Annotated in this window: 24 protein-coding genes and 1 other RNA gene; 13 read left to right on the top strand and 12 right to left on the bottom strand. The window is 61.2% G+C overall.

Translation table 11 applies throughout. The annotated features are described in order from the left end of the window. Window positions 1-4 precede the first annotated feature (4 nt). Window positions 5-790 carry a transporter substrate-binding domain-containing protein gene (locus RB216_RS28180; RefSeq protein ID WP_095013955.1) on the bottom strand — a complete coding sequence of 262 codons (786 nt, stop codon included), beginning with the start codon at window positions 788-790 and terminating at the stop codon, window positions 5-7. Between the two features lie 255 nt (window positions 791-1,045). On the opposite strand from RB216_RS28180, the gene RB216_RS28175 reads away from it, so the two are divergent. The 5 genes from RB216_RS28175 to RB216_RS28155 all read left to right on the top strand — a co-directional run bounded on the left by RB216_RS28175 (window position 1,046) and on the right by RB216_RS28155 (window position 6,277). Then, entirely contained in the window at window positions 1,046-1,741 is a 696-nt protein-coding gene (locus RB216_RS28175) for a FadR/GntR family transcriptional regulator (protein WP_028618406.1), read from the top strand. A gap of 121 nt (window positions 1,742-1,862) precedes the next feature. Next, window positions 1,863-2,192, top strand: coding sequence for a thioredoxin TrxA (trxA, locus tag RB216_RS28170; protein ID WP_015886460.1), 330 nt, complete (start codon window positions 1,863-1,865; stop codon window positions 2,190-2,192). Between the two features lie 234 nt (window positions 2,193-2,426). Beyond that, the gene (rho, locus tag RB216_RS28165; RefSeq protein WP_016973082.1) at window positions 2,427-3,686 is read left to right on the top strand and encodes a transcription termination factor Rho; all 1,260 of its coding nucleotides are present in this window, start codon (window positions 2,427-2,429) and stop codon (window positions 3,684-3,686) included. A 156-nt stretch (window positions 3,687-3,842) separates the two neighbouring features. Further along, on the top strand, window positions 3,843-5,309 hold the full coding sequence (ubiD, locus tag RB216_RS28160) for a 4-hydroxy-3-polyprenylbenzoate decarboxylase (protein WP_028618405.1): 1,467 nt from the start codon (window positions 3,843-3,845) through the stop codon (window positions 5,307-5,309). After that, window positions 5,309-6,277 (top strand): CDP-6-deoxy-delta-3,4-glucoseen reductase, encoded by a 969-nt coding sequence (locus RB216_RS28155; protein ID WP_122686933.1) that lies wholly within the window; start codon window positions 5,309-5,311, stop codon window positions 6,275-6,277. The genes ubiD and RB216_RS28155 overlap by 1 nt, the downstream gene beginning before the upstream one ends. On the opposite strand, the gene RB216_RS28150 is transcribed toward RB216_RS28155, so the two are convergent. Beyond that, complete coding sequence (locus RB216_RS28150) at window positions 6,274-6,756, bottom strand: sn-glycerol-3-phosphate transporter (protein ID WP_068935472.1); 483 nt, start codon at window positions 6,754-6,756, stop codon at window positions 6,274-6,276. The genes RB216_RS28155 and RB216_RS28150 overlap by 4 nt on opposite strands. Window positions 6,757-7,082: 326 nt before the next feature. Here RB216_RS28150 and RB216_RS28145 point away from each other — a divergent pair, with 326 nt between their 5' ends. Together RB216_RS28145 and RB216_RS28140 are read left to right on the top strand one after the other, a co-directional pair. Next, a complete protein-coding gene (locus tag RB216_RS28145; RefSeq protein ID WP_028618402.1) occupies window positions 7,083-9,470 on the top strand; it encodes a TonB-dependent receptor plug domain-containing protein in 2,388 nt (795 codons plus the stop codon). Between the two features lie 26 nt (window positions 9,471-9,496). Next, window positions 9,497-10,150 carry a gamma-glutamylcyclotransferase gene (locus tag RB216_RS28140; RefSeq protein WP_028618401.1) on the top strand — a complete coding sequence of 218 codons (654 nt, stop codon included), beginning with the start codon at window positions 9,497-9,499 and terminating at the stop codon, window positions 10,148-10,150. On the opposite strand, the gene glpT is transcribed toward RB216_RS28140, so the two are convergent. Together glpT and RB216_RS28130 are read right to left on the bottom strand one after the other, a co-directional pair. Beyond that, window positions 10,147-11,484 carry a glycerol-3-phosphate transporter gene (gene glpT / locus RB216_RS28135; RefSeq protein WP_028618400.1) on the bottom strand — a complete coding sequence of 446 codons (1,338 nt, stop codon included), beginning with the start codon at window positions 11,482-11,484 and terminating at the stop codon, window positions 10,147-10,149. The genes RB216_RS28140 and glpT overlap by 4 nt on opposite strands. A gap of 252 nt (window positions 11,485-11,736) precedes the next feature. Further along, window positions 11,737-12,714 (bottom strand): NADPH:quinone oxidoreductase family protein, encoded by a 978-nt coding sequence (locus RB216_RS28130; protein WP_068935477.1) that lies wholly within the window; start codon window positions 12,712-12,714, stop codon window positions 11,737-11,739. A gap of 150 nt (window positions 12,715-12,864) precedes the next feature. On the opposite strand from RB216_RS28130, the gene RB216_RS28125 reads away from it, so the two are divergent. Beyond that, window positions 12,865-13,272, top strand: coding sequence for a flagellar basal body-associated protein FliL (locus RB216_RS28125; protein ID WP_016978962.1), 408 nt, complete (start codon window positions 12,865-12,867; stop codon window positions 13,270-13,272). Between the two features lie 19 nt (window positions 13,273-13,291). Here the strand turns inward: RB216_RS28125 and RB216_RS28120 are convergent, their stop codons facing one another. From RB216_RS28120 to RB216_RS28105, 4 genes are all read right to left on the bottom strand, one after another. After that, complete coding sequence (locus RB216_RS28120; RefSeq protein ID WP_068935479.1) at window positions 13,292-14,407, bottom strand: ABC transporter permease; 1,116 nt, start codon at window positions 14,405-14,407, stop codon at window positions 13,292-13,294. Next, on the bottom strand, window positions 14,407-17,133 hold the full coding sequence (gene rbbA, locus RB216_RS28115; protein ID WP_236318452.1) for a ribosome-associated ATPase/putative transporter RbbA: 2,727 nt from the start codon (window positions 17,131-17,133) through the stop codon (window positions 14,407-14,409). The genes RB216_RS28120 and rbbA overlap by 1 nt, the downstream gene beginning before the upstream one ends. Then, on the bottom strand, window positions 17,130-18,095 hold the full coding sequence (locus RB216_RS28110; RefSeq protein ID WP_308908125.1) for an HlyD family secretion protein: 966 nt from the start codon (window positions 18,093-18,095) through the stop codon (window positions 17,130-17,132). Before RB216_RS28110 ends, rbbA begins: the two co-directional genes overlap by 4 nt. A gap of 174 nt (window positions 18,096-18,269) precedes the next feature. Continuing rightward, on the bottom strand, window positions 18,270-18,719 hold the full coding sequence (locus RB216_RS28105) for an EVE domain-containing protein (protein ID WP_028618395.1): 450 nt from the start codon (window positions 18,717-18,719) through the stop codon (window positions 18,270-18,272). 195 nt (window positions 18,720-18,914) lie between these two features. On the opposite strand from RB216_RS28105, the gene RB216_RS28100 reads away from it, so the two are divergent. Then, window positions 18,915-19,064, top strand: a complete 150-nt coding sequence (locus RB216_RS28100) for a hypothetical protein (protein WP_010207387.1) — start codon at window positions 18,915-18,917, stop codon at window positions 19,062-19,064. A gap of 7 nt (window positions 19,065-19,071) precedes the next feature. On the opposite strand, the gene RB216_RS28095 is transcribed toward RB216_RS28100, so the two are convergent. From RB216_RS28095 to RB216_RS28080, 4 genes are all read right to left on the bottom strand, one after another. Then, window positions 19,072-19,701, bottom strand: a complete 630-nt coding sequence (locus RB216_RS28095) for a 5-formyltetrahydrofolate cyclo-ligase (RefSeq protein ID WP_028618394.1) — start codon at window positions 19,699-19,701, stop codon at window positions 19,072-19,074. Window positions 19,702-19,757: 56 nt separating this feature from the next. Then, window positions 19,758-19,936, bottom strand: a non-coding RNA gene (ssrS, locus tag RB216_RS28090) — 6S RNA. Between the two features lie 30 nt (window positions 19,937-19,966). Next, window positions 19,967-20,284, bottom strand: a complete 318-nt coding sequence (locus RB216_RS28085) for a cell division protein ZapA (RefSeq protein WP_003176812.1) — start codon at window positions 20,282-20,284, stop codon at window positions 19,967-19,969. Then, complete coding sequence (locus RB216_RS28080) at window positions 20,281-20,490, bottom strand: TIGR02449 family protein (protein ID WP_007982902.1); 210 nt, start codon at window positions 20,488-20,490, stop codon at window positions 20,281-20,283. The genes RB216_RS28085 and RB216_RS28080 overlap by 4 nt, the downstream gene beginning before the upstream one ends. 138 nt (window positions 20,491-20,628) lie before the next feature. Between RB216_RS28080 and RB216_RS28075 the strand changes: the two genes are divergently transcribed. The 4 genes from RB216_RS28075 to RB216_RS28060 are packed head-to-tail and all read left to right on the top strand — an operon-like array spanning window position 20,629 to window position 24,191. Beyond that, window positions 20,629-21,186, top strand: a complete 558-nt coding sequence (locus RB216_RS28075; protein WP_017739071.1) for a YecA/YgfB family protein — start codon at window positions 20,629-20,631, stop codon at window positions 21,184-21,186. A 20-nt stretch (window positions 21,187-21,206) separates the two neighbouring features. Next, window positions 21,207-22,529, top strand: coding sequence for a Xaa-Pro aminopeptidase (pepP, locus tag RB216_RS28070; protein ID WP_308908124.1), 1,323 nt, complete (start codon window positions 21,207-21,209; stop codon window positions 22,527-22,529). Further along, complete coding sequence (gene ubiH / locus RB216_RS28065; RefSeq protein ID WP_068931510.1) at window positions 22,526-23,713, top strand: 2-octaprenyl-6-methoxyphenyl hydroxylase; 1,188 nt, start codon at window positions 22,526-22,528, stop codon at window positions 23,711-23,713. Before pepP ends, ubiH begins: the two co-directional genes overlap by 4 nt. After that, complete coding sequence (locus tag RB216_RS28060; RefSeq protein ID WP_308908123.1) at window positions 23,706-24,191, top strand: DUF4442 domain-containing protein; 486 nt, start codon at window positions 23,706-23,708, stop codon at window positions 24,189-24,191. Before ubiH ends, RB216_RS28060 begins: the two co-directional genes overlap by 8 nt. Window positions 24,192-24,193: the final 2 nt, after the last annotated feature.

Raw genomic sequence — 24,193 nt, 5'->3', positions numbered from 1 at the left:
CGTTTCAGAGATCGGCGGGCAGTGGCTCTTTAAGCCATTGCAGTGCGTTCTTTTCCAGGCTGCCATCGGCCTTGGCCGCGACCAGGATCTGGTTGACCTTCTCCAGCAGTGCCGGCTCGTTCTTGTTCACGCCCACGTACACCGGCGAATCCTTGAGCTTCACTTTCAGCGCGGGCACGCGTTTCGGGTTGCGTTCGCTGATCGCCACCATCACCACGTTACCGCTGGCGATCAGGTCGACCTGGCCGGCCAAGTAGGCGGCGATGGTCGAGTTGTTATCTTCGAAACGCTTGATCGTGGCTTCCTTGGGCGCGACGGCGGTCAGCTCGATGTCTTCAATGGCGCCACGGGTCACGCTGATGGTCTTGCCCTTGAGGTCGTCGGTGCTGCTGATGGCCGCTTCAGGCGGGCCGAACACGGCCAGGTAGAACGGTGCATAGGCCTTGGAGAAGTCGATGACCTTTTCCCGCTCGGCGTTCTTGCCCAGGCTGGAGATCACCAAGTCGACCTTGCCGGTGGTGAGGAAGGGAATGCGGTTGGTGCTGTTGACTGGGGTGAGTTCCAGCTTGACCTTGAGCTGGTCGGCCAGCAGCTTGGCGGTGTCGATGTCCAGGCCGCGGGGCTTCATGTCGGGTCCGACCGAGCCGAACGGCGGGAAGTCCTGAGGCACGGCGACCTTGAGGGTGCCACGGGCGACGATGTCGTCCAGACCGTTGGCCTGGGCGGGTGCCTGGCTCAGCATCAGGCTGGCAAACAGGGCAGTAAGCAGGGCGCTGTAGCGCTTGGTCATGGCAACTCTCCGAGAAGGGCGAAGGAATTTTCTGGATTTGCTCAGTGCACAGCCCATGCCATCACGCTCAATAACGCTTGAAAGCCAGGCACCCATTGCGTTTTGGTGGTCGGACTGGTCTGAACAGTTCGCGGACTTTTCGCACCCTTTTCGAGCGCCGACAAAACCCCGCGAGCCCCTTTGGGGCGTGGCTTGCCGCCGGCTTCGAATAGCTTTACAACTAGCCGCTCAGTTGACTGGAACCTTGAGTTTTCTATGAATTCCATCGCCCAAGCCGTACCGGAAGCGGCCCTGCAGGCCATCCGCAAACTGATCAAGGAGCAAGGCTTCGGGCCGGGCGATGCACTGCCGTCCCAACGCGACCTAGCGGTGCAGTTGGGCGTGAGCCGGGCGTCGTTGCGCGAGGCGTTGTCGTCCCTCAGCGCGCTGGGTGTGGTCAGTGTGCAGCCCGGCAAGGGCGTGTTCGTGCAGGCCGCGGAGGAATCGCCAGGGTTTGCCTGGCCCTTCGCGGCCCAGGCCACGCCACTGGATATCTTCCAACTGCGTTATGCCTTGGAAGGGTTCGCGGCGGGATTGGCGGCGGTGACGCTGACCCTTGATGAGCTGGACAGCCTGGAAGATAACGTCGAGGCCATGCGCAAGGTACTCAAGACTGGCGACTTCGAGGCGGCCGCCCGACTGGACTTCGAATTCCACCAGCGCATCCTGCTGGCCAGCGGTAATCAGGCCATGGTGAGCATCCTGAGTGCCAGCGCCGAGGTGTTCCTGGAGAGTCAGAAGCTACCGTTCATCCGGCCGGAGCGGGCCATGGAAACCTGGCAGGAACACCGCCGGATCCTGCGCGCCCTGGCTCGGCGCGCCAGTGCGGCGGCGCAGAAAACCATGCAGGAACACGTGCGCAATGCGGCGCTGCGTACAGGTATTGCCTTCGTGATTCCCGTCACGCCCTGAGTTGGGCTATACCCAAACTCATGCATCACCATAGCAAGACTCAATCAGAGGCGGCTTCCTGAACGGTGGAAGGGCGGCTATGATGGGCCACGTTTTTTTTGCTTACAATCCGGAGACATCCATGAGCAACGATCTTATCAAGCACGTCACCGACGCGACCTTTGAGGCCGAAGTACTCAAGGCTGCTGGCCCGGTGCTGGTTGACTACTGGGCTGAATGGTGTGGCCCTTGCAAAATGATCGCTCCAGTCCTGGACGACATTGCGACCACCTACGAAGGCAAGCTGACCATTGCCAAGCTGAACATCGACGACAACCAGGAAACCCCGGCCAAGCACGGCGTGCGTGGTATCCCGACCCTGATGCTGTTCAAGAACGGCAACGTCGAAGCGACCAAAGTAGGCGCGCTGTCGAAGTCTCAGCTGCAAGCTTTCCTCGACGCGAACATCTAAGCGTCGTCAAAAAAGCCCCGCAAATAGCGGGGCTTTTTCGTGAAACAGGGCTAGACGCTCCGAAACTCAGGTGGTACATTCGGCCCCGCACTGGTTTCTCCACTGCCCCCTGCATGCCGTCGCCGACGCACTCCTTTTCGATTAGTACGCGATCCTGTCGCCTTCTCCGCGGCGCGGCCTCATTAAGCCAAAAGCTTAATTTCCCCCCTCCATAAATGATTACGTCATTCCTATATGAATCTGACTGAACTCAAGCAAAAGCCGATTACCGACCTGCTCCAGCTGGCCGAAGAAATGGGCATAGAAAATATGGCCCGTTCGCGCAAGCAGGACGTGATTTTCTCCCTGCTGAAAAAGCACGCGAAAAGCGGCGAGGAAATCTCCGGTGATGGCGTGCTGGAGATTCTCCAGGACGGCTTCGGCTTCCTCCGCTCTGCTGACGCCTCCTATCTTGCCGGCCCAGACGATATCTACGTCTCGCCGAGCCAGATCCGTCGCTTCAACTTGCGCACCGGTGACACCATCGTTGGCAAGATCCGACCTCCGAAGGAAGGCGAGCGTTATTTCGCCCTGCTCAAGGTCGACACGATCAACTTCGATCGTCCCGAGAACGCGAAAAACAAGATTCTCTTCGAGAACCTGACCCCGCTGTTCCCGACCGTGCGCATGAAGATGGAAGCCGGCAACGGTTCCACCGAAGACCTGACCGGTCGTGTGATCGACCTGTGCGCCCCGATCGGCAAGGGCCAGCGTGGCCTGATCGTCGCACCGCCGAAAGCCGGTAAGACCATCATGCTGCAGAACATTGCAGCGAACATCGCGCGTAACAATCCTGAAGTTCACCTGATCGTGCTGTTGATCGATGAGCGTCCGGAAGAAGTGACCGAAATGCAGCGCACCGTGCGCGGCGAAGTGGTTGCCTCCACGTTCGATGAGCCGCCAACCCGCCACGTGCAGGTTGCCGAAATGGTGATCGAGAAGGCCAAGCGCCTGGTCGAACACAAGAAAGACGTGGTGATCCTGCTCGACTCCATCACCCGTCTGGCCCGTGCCTACAACACCGTGATCCCAAGCTCTGGCAAGGTATTGACCGGTGGTGTCGATGCCCACGCCCTGGAGAAACCGAAGCGTTTCTTCGGCGCCGCGCGGAACATCGAAGAAGGCGGCTCGCTGACCATTATCGCCACCGCACTGGTTGAAACCGGTTCGAAGATGGACGAAGTGATCTACGAAGAGTTCAAGGGTACCGGTAACATGGAACTGCCCCTGGACCGTCGCATCGCGGAAAAACGCGTGTTCCCGGCGATCAACATCAACCGTTCCGGCACTCGCCGCGAAGAGTTGCTGACCGCCGACGACGAACTGCAGCGCATGTGGATCCTGCGCAAGCTGCTGCACCCGATGGATGAAGTTGCAGCCATCGAGTTCCTGGTCGACAAGCTGAAAACCACCAAGACCAACGACGAGTTCTTCCTGTCGATGAAGCGTAAGTAATACGACGTTTCAGGTCCGAAAGAATGGCGCCCTCAGGGGCGCCATTTTTTTTCGCCTGCTTTTTAAGCGCCGTTGGCACCCAAATGCACCGCGATAAGCTGCCAGCGGCCGCCATAGCAGGTAGGATGTACGCCTATTTTACGGGTGGCATGGTTAATGAAATTCAAGGATCTTCGGGATTTCGTGCAGCAACTTGAGCAGCGCGGAGAGTTGAAACGTATCCAGATGCCGATTTCCCCGGTGCTGGAGATGACTGAGATTTGCGACCGTACCCTGCGTAACAAGGGTCCGGCGCTGCTGTTCGAGAACCCGACCGGCTTTGATATCCCGGTGCTCGGCAACCTGTTCGGCACGCCCGAGCGCGTGGCCTTTGGCATGGGCGCCGAGTCGGTCAGCGAGCTGCGCGAGATCGGCAAGCTGCTGGCCTTCCTCAAGGAGCCCGAGCCGCCCAAGGGGCTCAAGGACGCCTGGTCGAAGCTGCCCATCTTCCGCAAGATCATTGCCATGGCCCCCAAAGTGGTCAAGGACGCGGTGTGCCAGGAAGTAGTTATTGAAGGCGACGATGTCGACCTGTCCATGCTGCCGGTGCAAACCTGCTGGCCCGGCGATGTCGGCCCGTTGATCACTTGGGGCCTGACCGTCACCAAGGGCCCGAACAAGGACCGCCAGAACCTCGGTATCTACCGCCAGCAAGTGATCGGCCGCAATAAGGTGATCATGCGTTGGCTGAGCCACCGTGGCGGCGCGCTGGACTTCCGCGAATGGTGCGAAAAACACCCCGGCAAACCTTTCCCGGTCTCCGTGGCCCTGGGCGCCGATCCGGCCACCATCCTCGGCGCCGTGACCCCGGTGCCCGACAGCCTGTCCGAATACGCCTTCGCCGGCCTGCTGCGAGGTAACCGCACCGAGTTGGTGAAGTGCCGTGGCAACGACCTGCAAGTGCCGGCTACTGCCGAAATCATCCTTGAGGGTGTGATTCATCCGGGCGAAATGGCCGATGAAGGCCCTTACGGCGACCACACCGGCTACTACAACGAAGTCGACAGCTTCCCGGTGTTCACCGTCGAGCGCATCACCCACCGGATCAAACCGATTTACCACAGCACCTATACCGGCCGTCCGCCGGATGAGCCGGCGATTCTGGGCGTGGCACTCAACGAAGTGTTCGTGCCGATCCTGCAAAAGCAATTCCCGGAGATCACCGACTTCTACCTGCCGCCGGAAGGCTGCTCGTACCGCATGGCCATTGTGACCATGAAGAAGTCGTACCCAGGCCATGCCAAGCGGGTAATGCTCGGTGTGTGGTCGTTTTTGCGACAGTTCATGTATACCAAGTTCGTTATTGTCACCGACGACGACATCAATGCCCGCGACTGGAACGACGTGATCTGGGCCATCACCACGCGCATGGACCCCAAGCGCGACACGGTGATGATCGACAACACGCCGATCGACTACCTCGACTTCGCCTCGCCGGTGTCGGGCTTGGGTTCGAAGATGGGCCTGGACGCCACCCACAAGTGGCCGGGTGAAACCACCCGCGAATGGGGTCGGGTGATCGTCAAGGATGAGGCTGTCACCGCCCGTGTCGATGCGATCTGGAAAGAATTGGGAATAGATTGATGCGTGTAACCCTGCAACCTTCCGGCGCCGTGCTGGAGCTGGTCCCTGGCGAGCGAATCCTCGAAGGCGCGCGCCGCCTAGGGTACGAATGCCCTCAGGCCTGTCGCAACGGCGTGTGCCACGTGTGTGCCGCGCTGTTGGTAGAAGGCCGGGTGCAGCAAGCCGGGGAAGTGCGTGACCATGGTGAGTTCTACACCTGCATTGCCGAGCCGCTGGAAGATTGCGTGGTGTTGTGGGATGGCGTGCTGGCGCCGGGAGAGTTGCCGTTGCGCAAGTTGTCGTGCCAATTGAGTGAATGCGTCGAGGTCGGTGGCGATGTGTGGCGTGTGCGCCTGCGCGCGCCGGCCGGCAAGGCGGTGCGTTACCACGCCGGTCAGTACCTGATGATCGAGCGCGAGAACGGCGAGAAGTCGGCATTCTCCCTGGCCTCGGCACCCCATGCGGGGCGCGAGCTGGAGCTGCATGTGCTGGTGCGTGAAGACAGCGCGCGCAGCCTGCTGGAGCAACTGCAGCGCAACCAGATGGCCCGCGTCGAGCTGCCATTTGGTGATACCCACCTGGCCGAGCTGCCGGATGGGCCGCTGGTGTTGATCGCTGCTGGCACCGGCATGGCGCAGATGCACAGCCTGATCGAACATTGCCGCGCGTCCGGCTTCAAGCACCCGGTGCACCTGTACTGGGGCGTGCGTCGCCCGGAAGATTTCTACCAGATCGAACACTGGGACCAGTGGCTGCAACTGCCCAACCTGTTCCTGCACAAAGTCGTCAGTGACCTGTGCGGCTGGGAGGGGCGTTGCGGGTTGTTGCATGAAGCCGTGTGCGAAGACATCACCGACCTCAAGTCGGTACACGTCTACGCCAGCGGTTCACCGGCCATGATCTACGGCACGCTGGACGCACTGGTCGAGGCTGGTATGGATGCGCACCAGATGCGTGCCGATGTATTTGCCTACGCGCCTCGGCCCTAAAAGCGTACGCCAGTCGTGACCATTGCGGCATTGAACCCCAGCAACACCAATTCCGCCGCCACCGGCCCGTAATGCGCGCCCACGGACGGAATGATCACCGGCGCCACGCCGAAACGGTTCAACGGGATCTTGTCGCGGTACTTGCCGCGATAACCCTGGATCGCCCCGCCCGTCAGCTTCAAATACACCGGATAGTCGGCCATGTCGTAGCGTTTTCCCGCATACGCATAGTACGAGCGCTGCCGGAACGAGTTGCGGAACGTCGCCCCGCCATACACAAAACCTGAGGCTTCATTGCGCTCCAGGCCAATCAAGTCCTGGTTATTGTTGTGCTCGGGGTCGGGCGCGAAATGCCGGGTGTAGACGCTGGTTTGCGCGTACCAGAAGCCTTTGTCGTCTTCGGTGACCGGCGCTTCACCCGCCAGGGCGGTGGTGGCCTGGGCCAGGAACAGCAGGCCAGGCAAGCGGAATTTTTTCATGGGTGCGACCTCGGTAGTCGATGTGATGGGCGGCTAGGTGGGTCGTGATCTGTGCGCCATTTTGACGGCTTGGCGTGTTCCCAGGCTGAACCGGGGCTGAAAGTAGCTGGATTGGCCCATGCAATCCTGACGAATGGGCCATTTGCTTATGCATTCGCTTATGCTTTAAAGGTATTTAATTTGTTGCATAAATATCCTTAAGCTATATCGCAACGGACTACCGACTCATTCACAACCACCAATAACTGACCGCCACCGCCCGCCAGCCGGATCGATCGTATGAACTCAGGACACGACGTTCTGGTTTTTGATTCAAGGGGAGCGGTATGGGGAGCTACAAGCAACACGCGCTGTACTCGGCGATTTTGTCGGCCAATTTGCTGACCGCCGTGAGTTTCAATCCAGTCTTCGCGGCCGAAACGTCCGCCACCGATGCACCCAAGCTCGACACCGTGATCGTCACCGGCACCCGCGCCCAAGAGCGCACGGCCAGTGCGTCGCTGTCGCCGATCGATGTGATTTCCGGCGACACCCTGCGCAGCACCGGCTCCGATGAGCTGGGGGCGGTATTGGCGCGGCTGATTCCGTCGATCAACTTCCCGCGCCCAAGCCTGGTGGACGGCGCCGAACTGGTGCGCCCTGCGCAGTTGCGTGGGTTGTCGCCGGATCAGGTGCTGGTGTTGGTCAATGGCAAGCGCCGCCACACCAGTGCTTTCGTCAACCTGGGCGGGGCAGTGGGCCGTGGCTCGGCCCCGGCGGACTTGAATGCGATCCCGCTGTCGGCAGTCGACCATATCGAAGTGCTGCGCGATGGTGCGTCCGCGCGCTATGGCTCCGATGCGATTGCCGGGGTGATCAACGTGATCCTCAAACACGCCGACCATGGTGGTTCTATCTCCTCCAAGTTCGGCGAGTACAAGAAGGGCGACGGCATCCAGCGCAACCTCAGTGGCAATACCGGCGTGGCATTGGGTGACAACGGCTTTATCAACCTCTCGGCCGAAGGCGCCGACAACGACTACACCAACCGCGCCGGCAAGGATTTGCGCCCGGCCAGCGTAGGTTCTACGACCTACGGCCAGCAGGTGTTTCGCCAGGGCGAGCCGGCTACCAATGAAGGCAAGTTCCAGTTCAACTCGGAATATTCCTTCAACGATGCGGCCGAGTTCTACACCTTCGGCGGCTACAGCAAGCGTCGCGGCGAGACGGCGGCGTTCTACCGGGCGAGCAATGCGTCCAACAATATTCCGGCGCTCAACCCCAATGGCTACCTGCCGTTGATCAAGGGCAACCTGGAAGACACGTCGTTGGTGGTGGGCCTGCGTGGGCTGTTGGCCTATGACTGGCATTACGACCTGTCGGCCAACTACGGCAAGAACCAGTACGAGCTGAGCACCGAAACCATCAACACGTCACTGGGCCTGGCCACGCCGCGCAAGTTCGACAACGGCACCCTGAGCAACGACCAGAAACAAGTCAGCCTGGACCTGTCCCGTGAATTCGACGTGGGCTTCCTGCCATACCCGGTCTCCGTGGCTTTTGGCGGAGAATACCTGCGCCAGGGCTATGAGATTGAAGCAGGTGAGCCGGCGTCCTACTACCAGACCGGCAGTTCGGGCCTCGGTGGTTTCCGTGATGCCGACGCCGGCAGCAGTTCACGTCACAATTGGGCGCAGTACCTGGACCTGGAAACCAACTTCACCGACAAACTCAGCGCGTCGGCAGCCGTACGGCATGAGGATTACAGTGACTTCGGTTCCAATGTCAGCGGCTCGCTGTCGGCCCGCTACGACTTCACCCCGCAGGTGGCCTTGCGCGGTAGTATTTCCAACGGTTTCCGCGCGCCGTCCCTGGCTCAGCAGAACTTCGCGTTTACTTCGTCGCAGTTGATCGGCAGCGACATCCGCGAGGCCGGTACTTTCCCAGCCTCCAGCCAGGTCGCACGCCTGCTGGGCGCAGAGGACCTGAAGGCCGAGAAGTCGCGTAACTACAGTCTTGGTCTGGTACTGGAGCCCGCCGACGACCTGACCGTAACGGTGGACGTGTACCGCATCGACATTCGTGATCGCATCAGCCTGTCGTCCAACCTCAACCTGGACCCGGCAACCCAGGCTTATCTGCGCGCCAATGGCGTGGGCAACATCAACTACACCACTGCCCGCTACTTCACCAACGCCACCGATACCAGCACTGACGGCGTCGACCTGGTGGCCAACTACCGCTACCAGTTCGATAACGGCATCCGCTGGAACAGCACAGTGGGCTACAACTACAACCACACCAAGGTCACGGACGTGAAGCCCAATCCGGCCATCCTCGACAGCCTGGGCGCCAATCTGGTGCGCGTGGACCGTCGCGAGAAGAGCGGTTTGCTGGGCGATACCACGCCTGAACACAAGCTGAGCCTGGGTAACGACTTCACCTTCGGCAATTGGGCACTGCACAGTAACCTGGTGCGCTATGGTGAATTCACCAGCTACCAGGCCGACAAGGCCAACGACCAGACCTTCAAGGCGGCCTGGGTGTTGGATTTGTCGGCGGACTACAAGTTGAAGAACTGGACCTTCACCCTCGGCGGCGACAACGTCACCGATAAATACCCGGAAAAGGTCAATGCCTTCGCCAGCAGTGGTGGCAATTTGGCCTATAGCACTTTTTCGCCGTACGGTTACAGCGGCGCGTTCTATTACGGTAAAGTTGCCTATAACTGGTAAAGCACAGGAGACCTAAGCGATCCGCCATGACCGTTATTGAATCCGATCTTTTGCAATTGGCTTACCCTCCGCGGCTCGATCTTGGGCCGCAACTCACTCACGAACAGTTGATGAGCTCGATGCAGGCCACCATGGCCCAGCATAAGGGTGGGCCGGTCTGGCTTTTCGCTTATGGTTCGCTGATCTGGCGCCCTGAGTGTTCGTCCACCGAGCGGATGCGGGCACGGGTCCACGGTTATCACCGGGGCCTTTACCTGTGGTCCCATGAGCATCGTGGGACACCGGAAATTCCAGGATTGGTCTTTGGGCTGGATCGCGGCGGTTCCTGCAGCGGGTTTGCCTACCGCTTGCCGGAGGATCAGCTGGAGGCCTCGCTCTACGCCTTGTGGCAGCGCGAGATGCCCTATCCTTCTTACCGGCCGCATTGGCTCAGTTGCCGTCTCGAAGATGGCAGCACGGTGCAGGCGTTGGGATTTGTCTTGGAGCGGCACTTGCCCAGCTACGCCGGCAACTTGCCCGATATCGTGTTGAACCATGTGTTGCAGAGTGCTTGCGGGCGTTACGGTACCACTCGCGATTATGTCGAGCAGACCGTCAACGCCCTGCGTAGCCACGCCATGCCAGACAAGAATCTGGAGGCGCGGCTCAAGCGTTGTGCAAAGGGTGGCTCAGGCGCTTAACGCGCCGAGCTGACGCTGTTGGTGTGCCACAGCGTTGGGATCAGGAAGGCGATCGCCAGCAGGCACGCACCGATCAGCAGCACGAAACCACCGTCCCAGCCGAAATGGTCCACGGTGTAGCCCATGGCCGCACTGGCCGCCACCGAACCACCCAGGTAACCGAACAGGCCGGTAAAGCCCGCAGCCGTACCCGCAGCTTTCTTCGGAGCCAACTCCAGCGCCTGCAGGCCGATTAGCATCACCGGGCCGTAGATCAGGAAGCCGATGGAGAACAACGCGATCATGTCGACCATCGGGTTGCCTGGCGGGTTGAGCCAGTACACCAGGGTCGCCACCGTTACCAGCGCCATGAACACAATGCCGGTCAGGCCACGGTTGCCACGGAAGATCTTGTCCGACATCCAGCCGCACAGCAGCGTGCCCGGGATACCGGCCCACTCATAGAAGAAGTACGCCCACGAGGATTTATCCACGGTGAAGTGCTTGGCTTCTTTCAGGTAGGTCGGTGCCCAGTCCAGCACGCCGTAGCGCAGCAGGTAGACGAACACGTTGGCGAAGGCGATGTACCACAGCATTTTGTTGCGCAGTACGTACTTGACGAAGATTTCCTTGGCGCTGAATTCGTCTTCGTGGCTGGCGTCGTAGCCTTCCGGGTAGTCGTTCTTGTACTGCTCGATCGGGGGCAGGCCCACCGACTGTGGGGTGTCGCGCATGGTGATGAAGGCAAAGGCCGCCACCAGCAGGGCCACAGTGGCCGGTACGTAGAAGGCTGCGTGCCAGTCGTTGAACCAGGCCATGCCCAGCAGGAACAGCGGGCCGATCAGGCCGCCGCCGACGTTGTGCGCCACGTTCCATACCGAAACCACGCCGCCGCGTTCTTTCTGCGACCACCAGTGCACCATGGTGCGCCCACTTGGCGGCCAGCCCATGCCTTGGGCCCAGCCGTTGATGAACAGCAAAATGAACATCATGGTCACGCTGGACGTCGCCCAAGGTGCGAAACCGAAAATGAACATCACCCCGGCGGAAACCAGCAGGCCGAAGGGCAGGAAGTAGCGTGGGTTGGAGCGGTCGGACACCAGGCCCATGAGGAACTTGGACAGGCCGTAGGCAATCGCGATGGCCGACATCGCCAGGCCCAGTTCGCCGCGGGTGTAACCCTCGTCGATCAAGTAGGGCATGGCCAGGGAGAAGTTTTTGCGCAGCAGGTAGTAACCGGCGTAGCCGAAGAAAATACCGGCGAAGATCTGCCAGCGCAGACGTCGGTAGGTACTGTCTATTTTTTCTTCAGGCAGGGGCGCCTGATGGGCGGCAGGACGAAAGAAAGCAAACATTCAAGAGCTCCAAATTTCTTGTTTTGACTGCGGATGCGAATGTTACAGTTTCGTTACCGAAAATAGCATCGCCTCTTATCTGCAAACACCGGAAATCAGAGCAATTGCATGTTCTCTTACGAACATGTCGCGAATAGATAAGTGATGGTCGTAAATAGATCTCTAGGAGCTGGCTTGCCGGCGATGAGGCCCGAAAGGTGGCGGTGATCTTTCGGCGGTCATCGCCGGCAAGCCGGCTCCTACAGGGGAAGGTCAGCGAGTCTGGACGACGACCTTGCCCACAGCCCGGCGCTGCCCCAGGTCATTGATCGCCTGGGCGGCTTGTTCCAGCGGATACACCTGCGACACCAGCGGCTTGAGCTTGCCTTCACCATACCAACTGAACAACTGCTGGAAATTCGCGGCATTATCCTGCGGCTGGCGCTGGGCAAACGAACCCCAGAACACCCCGACCACCGCGGCACCCTTGAGCAGCGCCAGGTTCACCGGCAGCTCCGGTATGCGCCCGCTGGCAAAACCCACCACCAGCAGGCGGCCGTTCCAGGCAATGGCACGGATGGCCTGGTCAAACAGGTCGCCACCCACTGGGTCGTAGATCACATCGGCGCCGTTGCCGTCGGTGAGGCGCTTGATCTCGTCTTTCAGGCTGGCTTCGCTGTAGTTGATCAGCTCATCGGCGCCGGCGGCCTTGGCCACTGCGAGTTTGTCGGCACTACTGGCGGCGGCGATTACCCGCGCGCCCATGGCCTTGCCGATCTCTACGGCGGCCAGGCCCACGCCACCGGAGGCGCCGAGCACCAGCAGGGTTTCGCCGGGTTGCAGGTTGGCGCGTTGTTTCAGCGCGTGCATGGAGGTGCCGTAGGTCATGCTGAAGGCGGCGGCGGTGTTGAAGTCCATGCTAGGCGGGATCGGCAGCACGTTGTAGCCGGGCACCGCGACCTGCTCGGCAAAACTGCCCCAGCCGGTCAGCGCCATCACCCGGTCACCGACTTTCAGGTGGCTGACCTTTTCCCCGACTTCACTGACCACGCCCGCCGCCTCGCCACCCGGCGAGAACGGGAAAGGCGGCTTGAACTGGTACTTGCCCTCGATGATCAGCGTGTCCGGGAAGTTGACCCCGGCGGCATGCACGTCCAGCAGGATTTCGTTCTTCTTGATCGCCGGGCTGGCGATCTCTTCCAGCACCAGGGTTTCGGCGGGGCCGAAGGCTTTGCACAGCACAGCTTTCATCGGACTATTCCTTTTGGCATCGTGGCCGATAAGTGTAGGAGGGTACGCCCGTGGGTCAACGAGCATGCCCGGGCCTGATAAGCCGCCATAAGCTTGTGCTCTGCCTTGCTAGCGTTATGCTACCCGGCAACCGAATGTGAGGAATGAACTGTGAAAGCGTGGATCCTGTTGATGCTGGCCCTGACGTTGCCGATGGCGGCCCAAGCCGAAGAAGCCAAAGAAGGCGAGGCGCCGAAGGTCAGCTATATCAGCCTGAGCCCGCCATTTGTGGGCAACTACGGCCTGGATGGCACGGCGAAACTCAAGGTGTTCAAGGCCGACATCGCCCTGCGCGTGACCGGCCCCGAAGCGGCTGCTGCCGTCAAAGCCAACGACGCGTTGATCCGTAATCAGCTGGTGGCGCTGTTCACCCAGCAGACCAACGAGGCTATGAGCACCGTTGAAGGCAAGGAAAAACTGCGCCAGGAAGCCCTCAAGCAAACCCAGCAAGTGATGAATGACGAGACCGGCAAACCGGTGGTGGAAGATCTGCTGTTCAACAACTTGATCATCCAGTAATCACCAATAGGGTGCGGTTTCAGGAAGCCAGGCTCTTCCTGAACCGCGCCAGTGCCACTGCAAAGAACACCAACCCAATCCCCGCCAGCGCCAGCAAGTCCGGCCACACCACGCTCACGCCCGCATCGCGGAACAGAATCGCCGCGCTCAAACTCACAAAATGCGTCGACGGCGAGCCCTGCATCACCCACTGCAACCACTCGGGCATGCTGTCCAACGGCGTACTGCCGCCGGAGAGCAGCAGCATCGGGATGATCACCGGGATTGCCAGCAGGCCGAACTGCGGCGTCGAGCGGGCGAGGGTGGCGAGGAAGATGCCCAGCGCGGTGCTGGCAAACAAGTACAGCGCCGTCACCAACAGAAACAAACTCAGCGACCCGGCCAGCGGCACGCCGAGCAAACCTTTGACCACCACTTCCAGCGACAGCCAAGTGCACAGCACCACCACCAGCATATTGCTCCAGATTTTCGCCAGCATGATTTCCAGCGCTGTCAGCGGCAATACCAGCAGATGGTCGAGGGTGCCGTGTTCGCGTTCACGCAGCAGCGCGGTGCCGGTCAGGATAATGGCGAGGATGGTGATGTTGTTGACGATCTGGATCACCGCCAAAAACCAGCCACCCTCCAGGTTGGTGTTGAACAGCGCGCGAGTCGTGAGCAGGGCGGGCGTCTGGCTGGCGGCGGCTTGCCCGCTGTAGGTCAGCAATTCCCGCTGGAAAATCCGCCCGATGTAGCCCGCGCCCATGAACGCCTGGCTCATGGCCGTGGCGTCCACGTTCACCTGCACGCCGGGTTGGCGACCGGCCAACAGGTCAGCCTGGAAGTTCGCCGGCACATTGATCACGAAGGTGTATTCGCCGCTGTCCATGACCCTGTCCAACTGGTCATAGGCCAACGGCGTGGGGGTTTGAAACTCGGGCGGCTGCAGCGCCTCGGCCAGTTGCCGCGACAGCGAACTGTGGTCTTCATCGACAAACGCCACGCTGGCGTTATGCACGCCGATCACCGAGCCGGCGGCGGGCATATAGATGGCGACGGTGAAGGCGTAGAACAGAAACAGCAGCAATACGCTGTCATGGCGCAGGCTGGTCAGTTCCTTGATCCCTAGGCGCAGGATGTGCGCGAACTTATGCATCAGGCCTCCTGCTTCTTGAGCATGACCAGGCTCAGCCCGGTAAACCCGACAAAGAACCCGAACAGCGCCAGGCATTGCGGCCACAACTGGCGCAGGTCCAAGGCCTTGGTGAAGGTGCCCACGGCGACATCCAGGAAGTGCCCCGCCGGAAACAGCATGCCCATCAACGCCGCTGCGCCTTCAAGGGACGAGCGCGGCACGATCAGTCCGGAGAATTGAATGGTCGGCAGGCTGGTGATGATCATGGTGCCGAGGATCGCCGCGATCTGCGTACGGGTGAACGCCGAAATCAGCAGGCCCATGCTGGTGGTCGCCAGCACATAGAGCAGGCCGCCGAACGCCAGCGTCAGGCCGCTGCCCTTGAACGGCACGCCGAACAGCCAGCGGTTCATCGCCACCAGTACTGCCAGGTTGACCAGGCTCACGGCCAGGTACGGCGCCTGTTTGCCGAGCAGGAACTCCAGGCGCGTCAGCGGTGTGGCGTAGAAGTTGGTGATCGAGCCCAGTTCCTTCTCGCGCACGATGCCGAGGGCGGTGAGCATCGCCGGGATAAACGCCAGGATCAGCGCCATCACACCGGGGCCGATGGCATTCACGCTGACCACGTCTTGGTTATAGCGAAAGCGCGTTTCCAGCTTGGCGGCCGCTGGGGTGTTGCGCGGCAGGCTGCTCAGTTCGGCCAGTTGCTGCAGGTTTTCCTGGTGCACGGCCTCGACATAGTTGCGGCTGGTTTCCGCGCGAAACGGCATGCCGCCATCGAGCCAGGCGGCCACGCTGGGCTGGCGGCCGGCGTAGAGATCGCGGCCAAAGCCGGGTGGTATCTCCAGGGCCAGTTTGATTTCTGAACGTTGCAGGCGCCGGTGCAATTCGGTTGAGTCCTGAATCGGCGGCTGCTCGGCGAAATAGCGTGAACTGCGAAATGCCTCCAGGTAGGCGCGGCTTTGCGGTGTCTGGTCCTGGTCGTAGACGGCGAAGGCGAGTTTTTCCACATCCAGGGAAATGCCGTAGCCGAAGATCACCATCATGAACATCGCGCCCAGCAACGCGAAGGCCATGCGCACCTTGTCGCGCAGCAGCTCTTTGCCTTCGCGGCTGGCCACGGCCAATAGGCGGGCCAGGCTGAAGCCGCGTTTGCTCACGGGAGGGGCACTGGTTTCGCTGACGGTCGCGGCGGGCGCAGTGGGCTCCGGTTCACCCTGGGCTTGCTCCAGGCAGGTGACGAACGCGGCTTCCAAGGTGTCGCCCTGGAACTGCCGTTGCAACGCATCCGGCGTATCGCAGGCGAGCACCTTGCCCGCGTGCATCAGGGAAATGCGGTCGCAGCGCTGGGCCTCGTTCATAAAGTGCGTGGACAGGAAAATTGTCACACCTTGTTCGCGGGACAGCTCGATCAGCAGTCGCCAGAAGTCATCCCGCGCCGCCGGGTCGACGCCCGACGTAGGTTCGTCGAGGATCAGCACTTCCGGGCGATGCAGCACCGCCACGGCCAATGACAAACGCTGACGCAAGCCGAGCGGCAGCTCGCCGGACGGTTGTTCGGCCACGTCAGCGAGGTCGAAACGCTGGATCAGCTCATCAATGCGCGGGCCGCTGTCTGCCTTGGGCAGGTCGAACAATTGCGCATGCAGCACCAGGTTCTGGCGCACGCTGAGCTCGCCATACAACGAGAAGCTTTGCGACATGAAGCCCACGCGCTTGCGGGTCGCGAGGTCCTTGGCGTTCACCGGATTGCCCAGCAGCGTCGCGCTGCCCTCGGTGGCGGGCATCAGGCCGGTGAGCACCTTCATGGTGGTGGTCTTGCCGCAGCCGTTGGAGCCGAGGAAGCCGAAGATCTCGCCGCGGCCAATGGCGAAGCTGACCTTGTTCACGGCGGTGAAATCGCCGAAACGCAGGGTCAGGTCGTGAGCTTCGATGGCGATATCGGCGATATCGGCGTTGTCGCTTTGCCGCGGTGGAATCACCAGCGGCTGGTTGTCGTGGGCGCTGTCGCCTTGGAAGTGGGTGAACGCTTCGTCCAGTTTGCCGCTGGCGGTCGCGCCCGCCAATTCACGGCTCAGGCCGTCCGCAATCAGCTTGCCGCGATCGAGCATCAGGCAATGTTCGAATTGCTCGGCTTCTTCCATGTAGGCCGTGGCCACCAGCAGTGTCAGTTGCGGGCGTTCGCTGCGTACGCTTTCGACCAGCTCCCAGAAGCGCCGACGTGACAGTGGGTCGACGCCGGTGGTGGGCTCGTCGAGAATCAACAGGTCCGGGTCGTGGATCAGCGCGCAACACAGGCCGAGTTTCTGCTTCATCCCACCGGAGAGCTTGCCCGCCGGGCGTTCGGCGAAGCGCGCAAGGTCGGTGGCCAGCAGCAGGTTGTGCATGCGTTGGTCGCAGTCGGCTTTCGACAGGCCAAACAGCGTGGCAAAGAAACGGATGTTTTCGCTGATGGACAACTCAGGATACAAGTTGCCGCCCAACCCTTGAGGCATGAAGGCGATGCGCGGGTACAGGCTGTTGCGGTGGCGGCGGTCTTCAATCGCACCACCAAGCACTTGCAGTTGACCGTCCTGAAGCTTTTTAACCCCGGCGATCAACCCCAGCAGGCTCGACTTGCCCGCGCCATCCGGTCCGATCAACCCGCAACGCGTACCGGCTGGCAGGCTGAACGTAATGTCGACCAGGGCCTGTTGCTTGCCGTAGCGATGGTTGATTGCCGTGGCTTGCAGCGCCAGGGCGCTCATCGCAGGTTGGCCGGCCAGTCGATATCAGCCGTGCGCACGTAGCCGGCGCCGGGCATGCCCGGTTTGGCTTGGGGCACGGCGCTGGGTTGGGTCAGGCGCAGTTTGACCCGGAACACCAGTTTCTGGCGTTCGTCTCGGGTTTCCACTTCCTTGGGGGTGAACTGGGATTTGGCGGCGACAAAGCTGATCTTGGCCGGCAGCGGTTGGCCGGGCAGGGCGTCGAGCAGAATGCGCGCATCGCTGCCGACGGTGAGCCGGCCGGTGACGGAGGCCGGCAGGTAGAGGTTCATGTATTGATCGTTGGGATCGATCAGCAACAGGACACGCCCGCCGGCGCTGAGTACTTCGCCTGGCTCGGCCAGGCGCAGTTGGATAATCCCGTCGATGGGCGCGCGTAGGCTGCTGTCGTCAATCTCGCTGGTGAGCTGGGCGACCTGGGCCTCGGCGGCGCCGATCGCGGCCTTCACCGAGTTGACTTGGGCTTGTGCTGCGATCACGGCCGCATTGCCGGTGTTCTGCCGCGCCTGCTGTTGGTCAATCAACTGGCTGCTGGCGAAGCCGCGTTTGTACAGCTCCTGGGTGCGCTTGAGTTCCTGGTTGGCCAGCAGTTGCTCGCTCTGGCGCAATTGCACGTTGGCCTCGGCGGCAGCGAAGTTTTCCTTGGCGCGCAGCACTTCGGCTTCGGCCTGGGCGCGCTGGGCTTCCAGCGTGCGAGTATCCATGCGTGCGAGCAGTTGGCCTTTGAGGACCTTGTCGCCTTCGTCCACCCGCACCTCTGCCAGGCGCCCTGGGATCTTGGCGGCGATCTGCACTTCGGTGGATTCCAGGCGGCCGTTGCCCATGCTCAGGCCTTCGGGCAAGCGGTCCTGGGTGGAGCGCCAGTAGCCGAAGCCACCGGCACCCAACAACAGGGCGATGAGGGCGATAGCGAAAAGACGGGAGGTGTGGTGGTTCGTCGACATGGCTGCTTCCTGCGGCATTAGCGTCCTAGTGTGAGCGGTTCGCCCCTGCGTAGTGTTGATACCCATCAACTGTAGGAGCGGGCTTGCCCGCGAAAAACGTCAACGATAACGCGTCCTCTCTGATTTGACGCGGTGTCCTGGCGTTTTTCGCGAGCAAGCTCTCTCCTACAGTGCTTAGCGCAGCGCCAGTACGGCGGCCCATTGCTCGGGCGTGACGGCCATCACCGAAAGCCGGCTGCCTTTTTGCACCAAAGGCATTTCGGCGAGGGCGGTTTGCTGTTTCAGGTAGCCCAGGCCCAGCACTTTGGGGAACGTCTGGACATGCGCGACGTTGATCGCGCTCCACGGATTTTTTTCCGGGGTGGCCTTGGCGTCGAAGTAGTGGCTATCGGGCTCCAGCGCGGTGGGGTCCGGGTAGGCCGCCTCGACGATTTTGCCGATGCCGGCAATGCCCGGCTCCGGGCAGCTGGAGTGGTAGAAGAAAAATTGGTCACCCACCGCCATGGCACGCAGGAAGTTGCGCGCCTGATAGTTGCGCACCCCGTCCCAGCGCGCTTCGCCGAGCTTTTCCAGGCCTTTGATAGAGAGTTCGTCGGGCTCGGATTTCATCAGCCAGTAGGCCATTTTGGGGCTCCTGAAAAAGGCAGTGGGCAAGTTGTCAGGCAATTTGGTGACAAACCGACAGTCGGTTGGCGTCAAGGTTTGCGTGTTGGTTCACGTTACCGCAGAATGCCGGCTTTTAAAGCTTGACGCAGCTGCAACGGACTACTTTGGAACGTTGTTGTCATCGTGTACGAGGTGCCTGCAGGGGGGCAATCGATGCAACGTAAACCGGATTTACTATGGATTTTGGTGATTTTGTTTGGTCTGGGCGTCGTGACCACCGGGTATGCCCAAAGCTTATGGTCGAACAAGACCGATGCTCCCGTTGAACTGGCTCAGCAGCAGCCGCAACCGTTCAAACGCTGACCCGTCTTCAAGGCGCCGCTGACTCCAGTGGCGTCTTCGCAATATACCAATGCTTATCAGTGACGGTGCCCGCCAACGGCACATCCCAGCTTGCCTGTGCCAACCGATCAACCTTCTGACATTCATGGGCCAGGCCCAGTAGCGTCGGCTTGCGCCAGCTCTGTCGCCGCGCCAGGTAAGCCAGGCTGCGATCGTAGAACCCGCCGCCCATGCCCAGGCGCCCCCCGGCATCATCGAACCCCACCAGCGGCAGCAGCACCAGGTCCAGCGCCCAGACTTTGCGTTGGCGGCTGATATTCACCCGTGGCTCCAGGATGCGAAAACGGTTGGGCAGCAGCTTTTCCCCAGGCCGTACACGCTGGAACACCATCTTGGTTCGCGGCCACGCGCTGAGCACCGGCAGGTAAGTGGCCTTGCCACGGCGCTGGGCGGCGCGCAGCAGCAGGCGCGGATCGATTTCACCGTCCGTCGGTAGATACAAAGAGATATGTTTGGCCCGGCGAAACAGCGGGTGCTGTGCCAGTTGCCGATATAGGCCGTGGGCGGCCTTGCGTTGCTCGCTCGGCGTGAGGGCGCGGCGGGCTTTACGCAACATGCGTCGAAGTTGCGGACGGGAAAGCGGCGCAGGTTCGGTCATGGTTTCGGCTCATAAAACAATGCCAGTCCGAGGACTGGCATTGAGTTTAGGAATTCAGGCTCCCCGACAGAGCCGCTGTCGACTTAGCCCTTGAACCCGAAAGTTCAAGGTGGAAGATGCAGTAGGCTTTAAGGCTTTCCGTCTAGCGGACATGCACACCAGCCCAACGTGCAACTTCCAGGGTAGTGCGAATCGGCTCAGGGACATCGCCGACTGGCAAACACGCCAGGGAGTGGGGCGAGTATACCTTAAACAGTCGCGGCAATCAGCCCTTGGGTGCGTCTGAATCGCTGGAAAGCACCAGATCGACACGCTCCAGCAGGTCACGCACCTGCTCACGCGTCGAGCCGCTGGCCTGTACGTCAGGGCGTTCCTGCTTATGCAGCAAATCGTGGGTAATGTTCAGCGCGGCCATCACGGCGATACGGTCTGCGCCGATCACTTTGCCGCTGCTGCGGATTTCGCGCATCTTGCCATCCAGGTAGCGGGCGGCGCTCACCAGGTTGTTGCGCTCTTCCTGGGGGCAGATGATCGAATATTCTTTATCGAGGATCTGCACGGTGACGCTATTGCTTGAACTCATGAGTCTTGCTCCAGGGCCTTCAGGCGCGAAATCATCGATTCGACCTTACGCCGGGCGATTTCGTTTTTTTCAATGAGGTGAGCGCGTTCCTCGCGCCAGGTCTTTTCCTGAGCTAATAGGAGTCCGTTTTGACTCTTAAGTTGCTCGACCCGAGTAATTAGCAGTTCGAGTCTGGCCATCAGCGCTTGCAGGTCGGTGTCTTCCATTGGGTTCCACTGGATTTGTCTGATGAATGGCAACTGCAGGATAAACGATCTGACGCCCTTGATAGTCTTGGTACGTCTGCCGGTGCTAGGATACAGCGCTCCATTCTAGACATTGCGCCGTCTGGCGCCTAGCTCACCATGCCCATTCAGAACTCCCCGTACGATGCTTTTTCCAAACTGCTGAGCACCAGCGGCCACCCTTGCTCGCCTGCCGAACTGCACGGCGTGCTGTTGGGCCGCAGCTGCACTGGCGTTGGCTTTGATGCCGACAACTGGCTGGCCGACGTGGCCGAGCTGCTGGAAACCGAACCGACCGAGAACGTGCGTAACGCACTGATCGGCCTGCAAGAGATGGTCAAGGGCGAGCTGACCGGTGATGACGTCACCGTGGTCCTGCTGCTGCCGACCGACGACGCGCCGCTCACCGAGCGCGCCGCCGCCCTGGGCCAATGGTGCCAAGGCTTCCTCCACGGTTTCGGCGTCAACGCCGGCGGCCTGGAACTGAGCACCGACGCCAAGGAAGTGTTGCAGGACCTCGCGGCGATCTCCCAGGTGCAAGACGCCCTGGAAGAGTCCGAAGATGGCGAAGGCGACTACATGGAAGTCATGGAATACCTGCGCGTCGCGCCGTTGCTGCTGTTCACCGAGACCAAGAAGTCCGCTGAGCCAGCCGCGCCCAAGCCTTCGCTGCACTAAGAAAGGAAGTCCATCTGCCCATGATCCATATCCCCCGAGCGGAATACACCCGACGCCGCAAGGCGCTGATGGCGCAGATGGAACCCAACAGCATCGCGATCCTGCCGGCTGCCGCCGTGGCGATCCGCAACCGTGATGTCGAGCACGTGTACCGCCAGGACAGTGACTTCCAGTACCTGAGCGGTTTCCCGGAGCCGGAAGCGGTGATCGTGCTGATGCCCGGTCGCCAGCACGGCGAGTACGTGCTGTTCTGCCGCGAGCGCAACGCCGAACGCGAACTGTGGGACGGCCTGCGCGCCGGCACCGAAGGCGCGATCCGTGACTTTGGCGCCGACGACGCGTTCCCCATCACCGATATTGACGACATCCTGCCCGGCCTCATCGAAGGCCGCGACCGGGTGTACTCGGCCATGGGCAGCAATGCCGAGTTTGACCGGCACCTGATGGAATGGATCAACGTGATCCGCTCCAAGGCCCACCTGGGCGCCCAGCCACCGAACGAATTCGTTGCCCTGGATCATCTGCTCCACGACATGCGCCTGTATAAATCGGCTGCGGAAGTAAAGGTGATGCGCGAGGCCGCGCGAATCTCCTGCGCCGCCCACGTGAAGGCGATGCTGGCCAGCCGTGCCGGTCTCCATGAGTTCAGCCTGGAAGCCGAGCTGGATTATGAATTCCGCAAAGGCGGCGCGAAAATGCCAGCCTACGGCTCCATCGTCGCCGCCGGGCGCAACAGCTGCATCCTGCATTACCAGCAGAATGACGCGGTGCTCAAGAACGGCGATCTGGTGCTGATCGACGCCGGCTGCGAGATCGACTGCTACGCCAGCGACATCACCCGCACCTGGCCGGTCAATGGCAGGTTTTCGCCGGAACAGAAGGCGATCTACGAAATTGTGCTGGCTTCCCAGGAAGCCGCGTTTGCCGAGATCGCCCCGGACAAGCATTGGAACCAGGCGCATGAGGCAACCGTGCAGGTGATCACCGCCGGGTTGGTGAGGCTGGGATTGTTGCAGGGTGACGTCGACGAGTTGATCGCCAGCGAAGCCTATAAAGCCTTCTACATGCACCGCGCCGGCCACTGGCTGGGCATGGATGTGCATGACGTGGGCGAGTACAAAGTGGGCGGTGAATGGCGGGTGCTGGAAGTTGGCATGGCGTTGACCGTGGAGCCGGGCATCTACATTTCGCCGGACAACCCGAACGTGGCAAAGAAATGGCGTGGCATTGGCGTACGCATCGAGGACGACGTGGTAGTGACCAAGCAAGGCTGTGAAATCCTGACCAGTGGCGTGCCCAAGACCGTCGCTGAAATTGAAGCGCTGATGGCGGCTGCCCGATGAGCCGGGTCAACCTGGCAATCATTGGCGGCGGCCTGGTCGGCGCCAGCCTGGCGCTGGCGTTGCAGGCTGGGGCCAAAGCGCGCGGTTGGAAGATCGTGCTGATCGAGCCCTTTGCGCCGGGCGACAGCTACCAGCCGAGCTACGATGCGCGTTCTTCGGCGCTCTCCTACGGCGCCCGGCAGATTTATCAGCGCCTGGGCCTGTGGCAGGACATTTCGCGCCGCGCCGAACCGATCAAGCAAATCCATGTGTCTGATCGTGGGCGTTTCTCCACCGCGCGCTTGTCTGCCATGGAAGAGGGCGTGCCGGCCCTCGGCTACGTGGTGGAGAACGCCTGGCTGGGCCAATGCCTGTGGCAGGGCCTGGACAAAGACGTGGTCAGCTGGCGTTGCCCGGCCGAAGTCACACGCATGGAGCCGCTGCCCGACGGCTACCGCCTGACCCTCAATGATGAAACCGTGCTGGAATGCGACCTCGCCGTGCTGGCTGACGGTGGCCGTTCCGGCTTGCGCGAGCAGTTGGGCATCGGCGTGAAAACCCGCCCGTACAACCAGAGCGCGTTGATCGCCAACATCACGCCAAGCGAATCCCATAACGGCGAAGCCTTCGAACGTTTCACCGACGAAGGCCCGATGGCCCTGTTGCCGCTGCCGGACAACCGCTGCGCACTGGTGTGGACGCGCATCGGCATGGACGCCCAGCGCCTGGCCAATCTCGATGAGCGCAGCTTCTTGAGTGAATTGCAGGGCGTGTTCGGCTACCGTCTGGGTACGCTTAAGCAAGTGGGCGCCCGTCATCTGTACCCGCTGACATTGGTGGAAGCCGAGGAGCAAGTACGCTCGCACTTGGCGATTCTCGGCAATGCCGCTCACAGCTTGCACCCGATTGCCGGGCAGGGCTTCAACCTGTCCCTGCGCGATGCGAATGCGCTGGCCGAGGCCTTGCTGGCCGGACCGCAAGTGCCAGGTGACCTGGCGACCTTGCAAGGCTATCGCGAGCGTCAGCGCCTGGACCAGAAACTCACCGTGGGCTTCTCCGACCAGGTCACGCGCCTGTTCGGCAGCGCCCAGCCGCTGGTCGCCCTGGGCCGCAATATGGGCCTGCTGGGCCTGGACTTGCTGCCGCCGGCCAAGCGCTGGTTCGCCCGTCAGGCCATGGGCCTGGGCACGCGTCCCGATGCGTAAGTGGTTGATCGAGCGCCTGGGCAAGGCGCGGTTGTTGCGTTGGATCATGACCTTGTATCCGCCCTACTTGGGTGCGGGAGTGAGCGTGCGGCACATGAGCACCGATTTTCGTCACGTCAAAGTGCGCATGGGCCTGGGCTGGTACAACCGCAACTATGTCGGCACGCAGTTCGGCGGTAGCCTGTATTCGATGGTTGATCCGTTCTACATGCTGATGCTGATGGAGAACCTGGGCCGCGATTACATCGTGTGGGACAAGGCCGCGAGTATCGACTTCATTTCGCCGGGCAAAGGCCCGGTGTACGCGGAGTTCTCCATCGACGACGCCTTGCTCGATGAGGTCCGCCGGCAGACCGAAGGAGGCGAGAAGTACTTGCCCCACCTGAAGGTCCAGATTCATGACGGCTCCGGCACCCTGGTGGCGCAGGTCGACAAAACCCTTTACGTGCGGCGCAAGCCGCCAGTGAGACAGGCTTAAAG

This window comes from Pseudomonas canadensis (assembly GCF_030980095.1).
Classification (GTDB): domain Bacteria; phylum Pseudomonadota; class Gammaproteobacteria; order Pseudomonadales; family Pseudomonadaceae; genus Aquipseudomonas; species Aquipseudomonas canadensis.
Note: the sequence above shows the minus strand (reverse complement) of the source record. Positions and strands in the feature narration are given on the sequence as shown.

What these genes read in the sequence shown, in the direction of transcription:
- RB216_RS28110 (WP_308908125.1), bottom strand. Translation starts at nt 18,095, where the DNA reads ATGTCGACGAACCACCACACCTCCCGTCTTTTCGCTATCGCCCTCATC.
- RB216_RS28095 (WP_028618394.1), bottom strand. Translation starts at nt 19,701, where the DNA reads ATGACCGAACCTGCGCCGCTTTCCCGTCCGCAACTTCGACGCATGTTG.
- RB216_RS28060 (WP_308908123.1), top strand. Translation starts at nt 23,706, where the DNA reads ATGCGTAAGTGGTTGATCGAGCGCCTGGGCAAGGCGCGGTTGTTGCGT.
- trxA (WP_015886460.1), top strand. Translation starts at nt 1,863, where the DNA reads ATGAGCAACGATCTTATCAAGCACGTCACCGACGCGACCTTTGAGGCC.
- pepP (WP_308908124.1), top strand. Translation starts at nt 21,207, where the DNA reads ATGATCCATATCCCCCGAGCGGAATACACCCGACGCCGCAAGGCGCTG.
- RB216_RS28180 (WP_095013955.1), bottom strand. Translation starts at nt 790, where the DNA reads ATGACCAAGCGCTACAGCGCCCTGCTTACTGCCCTGTTTGCCAGCCTG.
- RB216_RS28155 (WP_122686933.1), top strand. Translation starts at nt 5,309, where the DNA reads ATGCGTGTAACCCTGCAACCTTCCGGCGCCGTGCTGGAGCTGGTCCCT.
- RB216_RS28105 (WP_028618395.1), bottom strand. Translation starts at nt 18,719, where the DNA reads ATGGCCTACTGGCTGATGAAATCCGAGCCCGACGAACTCTCTATCAAA.
- ubiH (WP_068931510.1), top strand. Translation starts at nt 22,526, where the DNA reads ATGAGCCGGGTCAACCTGGCAATCATTGGCGGCGGCCTGGTCGGCGCC.
- RB216_RS28085 (WP_003176812.1), bottom strand. Translation starts at nt 20,284, where the DNA reads ATGAGTTCAAGCAATAGCGTCACCGTGCAGATCCTCGATAAAGAATAT.
- glpT (WP_028618400.1), bottom strand. Translation starts at nt 11,484, where the DNA reads ATGTTTGCTTTCTTTCGTCCTGCCGCCCATCAGGCGCCCCTGCCTGAA.
- RB216_RS28130 (WP_068935477.1), bottom strand. Translation starts at nt 12,714, where the DNA reads ATGAAAGCTGTGCTGTGCAAAGCCTTCGGCCCCGCCGAAACCCTGGTG.
- rbbA (WP_236318452.1), bottom strand. Translation starts at nt 17,133, where the DNA reads ATGAGCGCCCTGGCGCTGCAAGCCACGGCAATCAACCATCGCTACGGC.
- RB216_RS28140 (WP_028618401.1), top strand. Translation starts at nt 9,497, where the DNA reads ATGACCGTTATTGAATCCGATCTTTTGCAATTGGCTTACCCTCCGCGG.
- RB216_RS28150 (WP_068935472.1), bottom strand. Translation starts at nt 6,756, where the DNA reads ATGAAAAAATTCCGCTTGCCTGGCCTGCTGTTCCTGGCCCAGGCCACC.
- RB216_RS28080 (WP_007982902.1), bottom strand. Translation starts at nt 20,490, where the DNA reads ATGGAAGACACCGACCTGCAAGCGCTGATGGCCAGACTCGAACTGCTA.
- RB216_RS28175 (WP_028618406.1), top strand. Translation starts at nt 1,046, where the DNA reads ATGAATTCCATCGCCCAAGCCGTACCGGAAGCGGCCCTGCAGGCCATC.
- RB216_RS28145 (WP_028618402.1), top strand. Translation starts at nt 7,083, where the DNA reads ATGGGGAGCTACAAGCAACACGCGCTGTACTCGGCGATTTTGTCGGCC.
- RB216_RS28100 (WP_010207387.1), top strand. Translation starts at nt 18,915, where the DNA reads ATGCAACGTAAACCGGATTTACTATGGATTTTGGTGATTTTGTTTGGT.
- rho (WP_016973082.1), top strand. Translation starts at nt 2,427, where the DNA reads ATGAATCTGACTGAACTCAAGCAAAAGCCGATTACCGACCTGCTCCAG.
- RB216_RS28120 (WP_068935479.1), bottom strand. Translation starts at nt 14,407, where the DNA reads ATGCATAAGTTCGCGCACATCCTGCGCCTAGGGATCAAGGAACTGACC.
- ubiD (WP_028618405.1), top strand. Translation starts at nt 3,843, where the DNA reads ATGAAATTCAAGGATCTTCGGGATTTCGTGCAGCAACTTGAGCAGCGC.
- RB216_RS28075 (WP_017739071.1), top strand. Translation starts at nt 20,629, where the DNA reads ATGCCCATTCAGAACTCCCCGTACGATGCTTTTTCCAAACTGCTGAGC.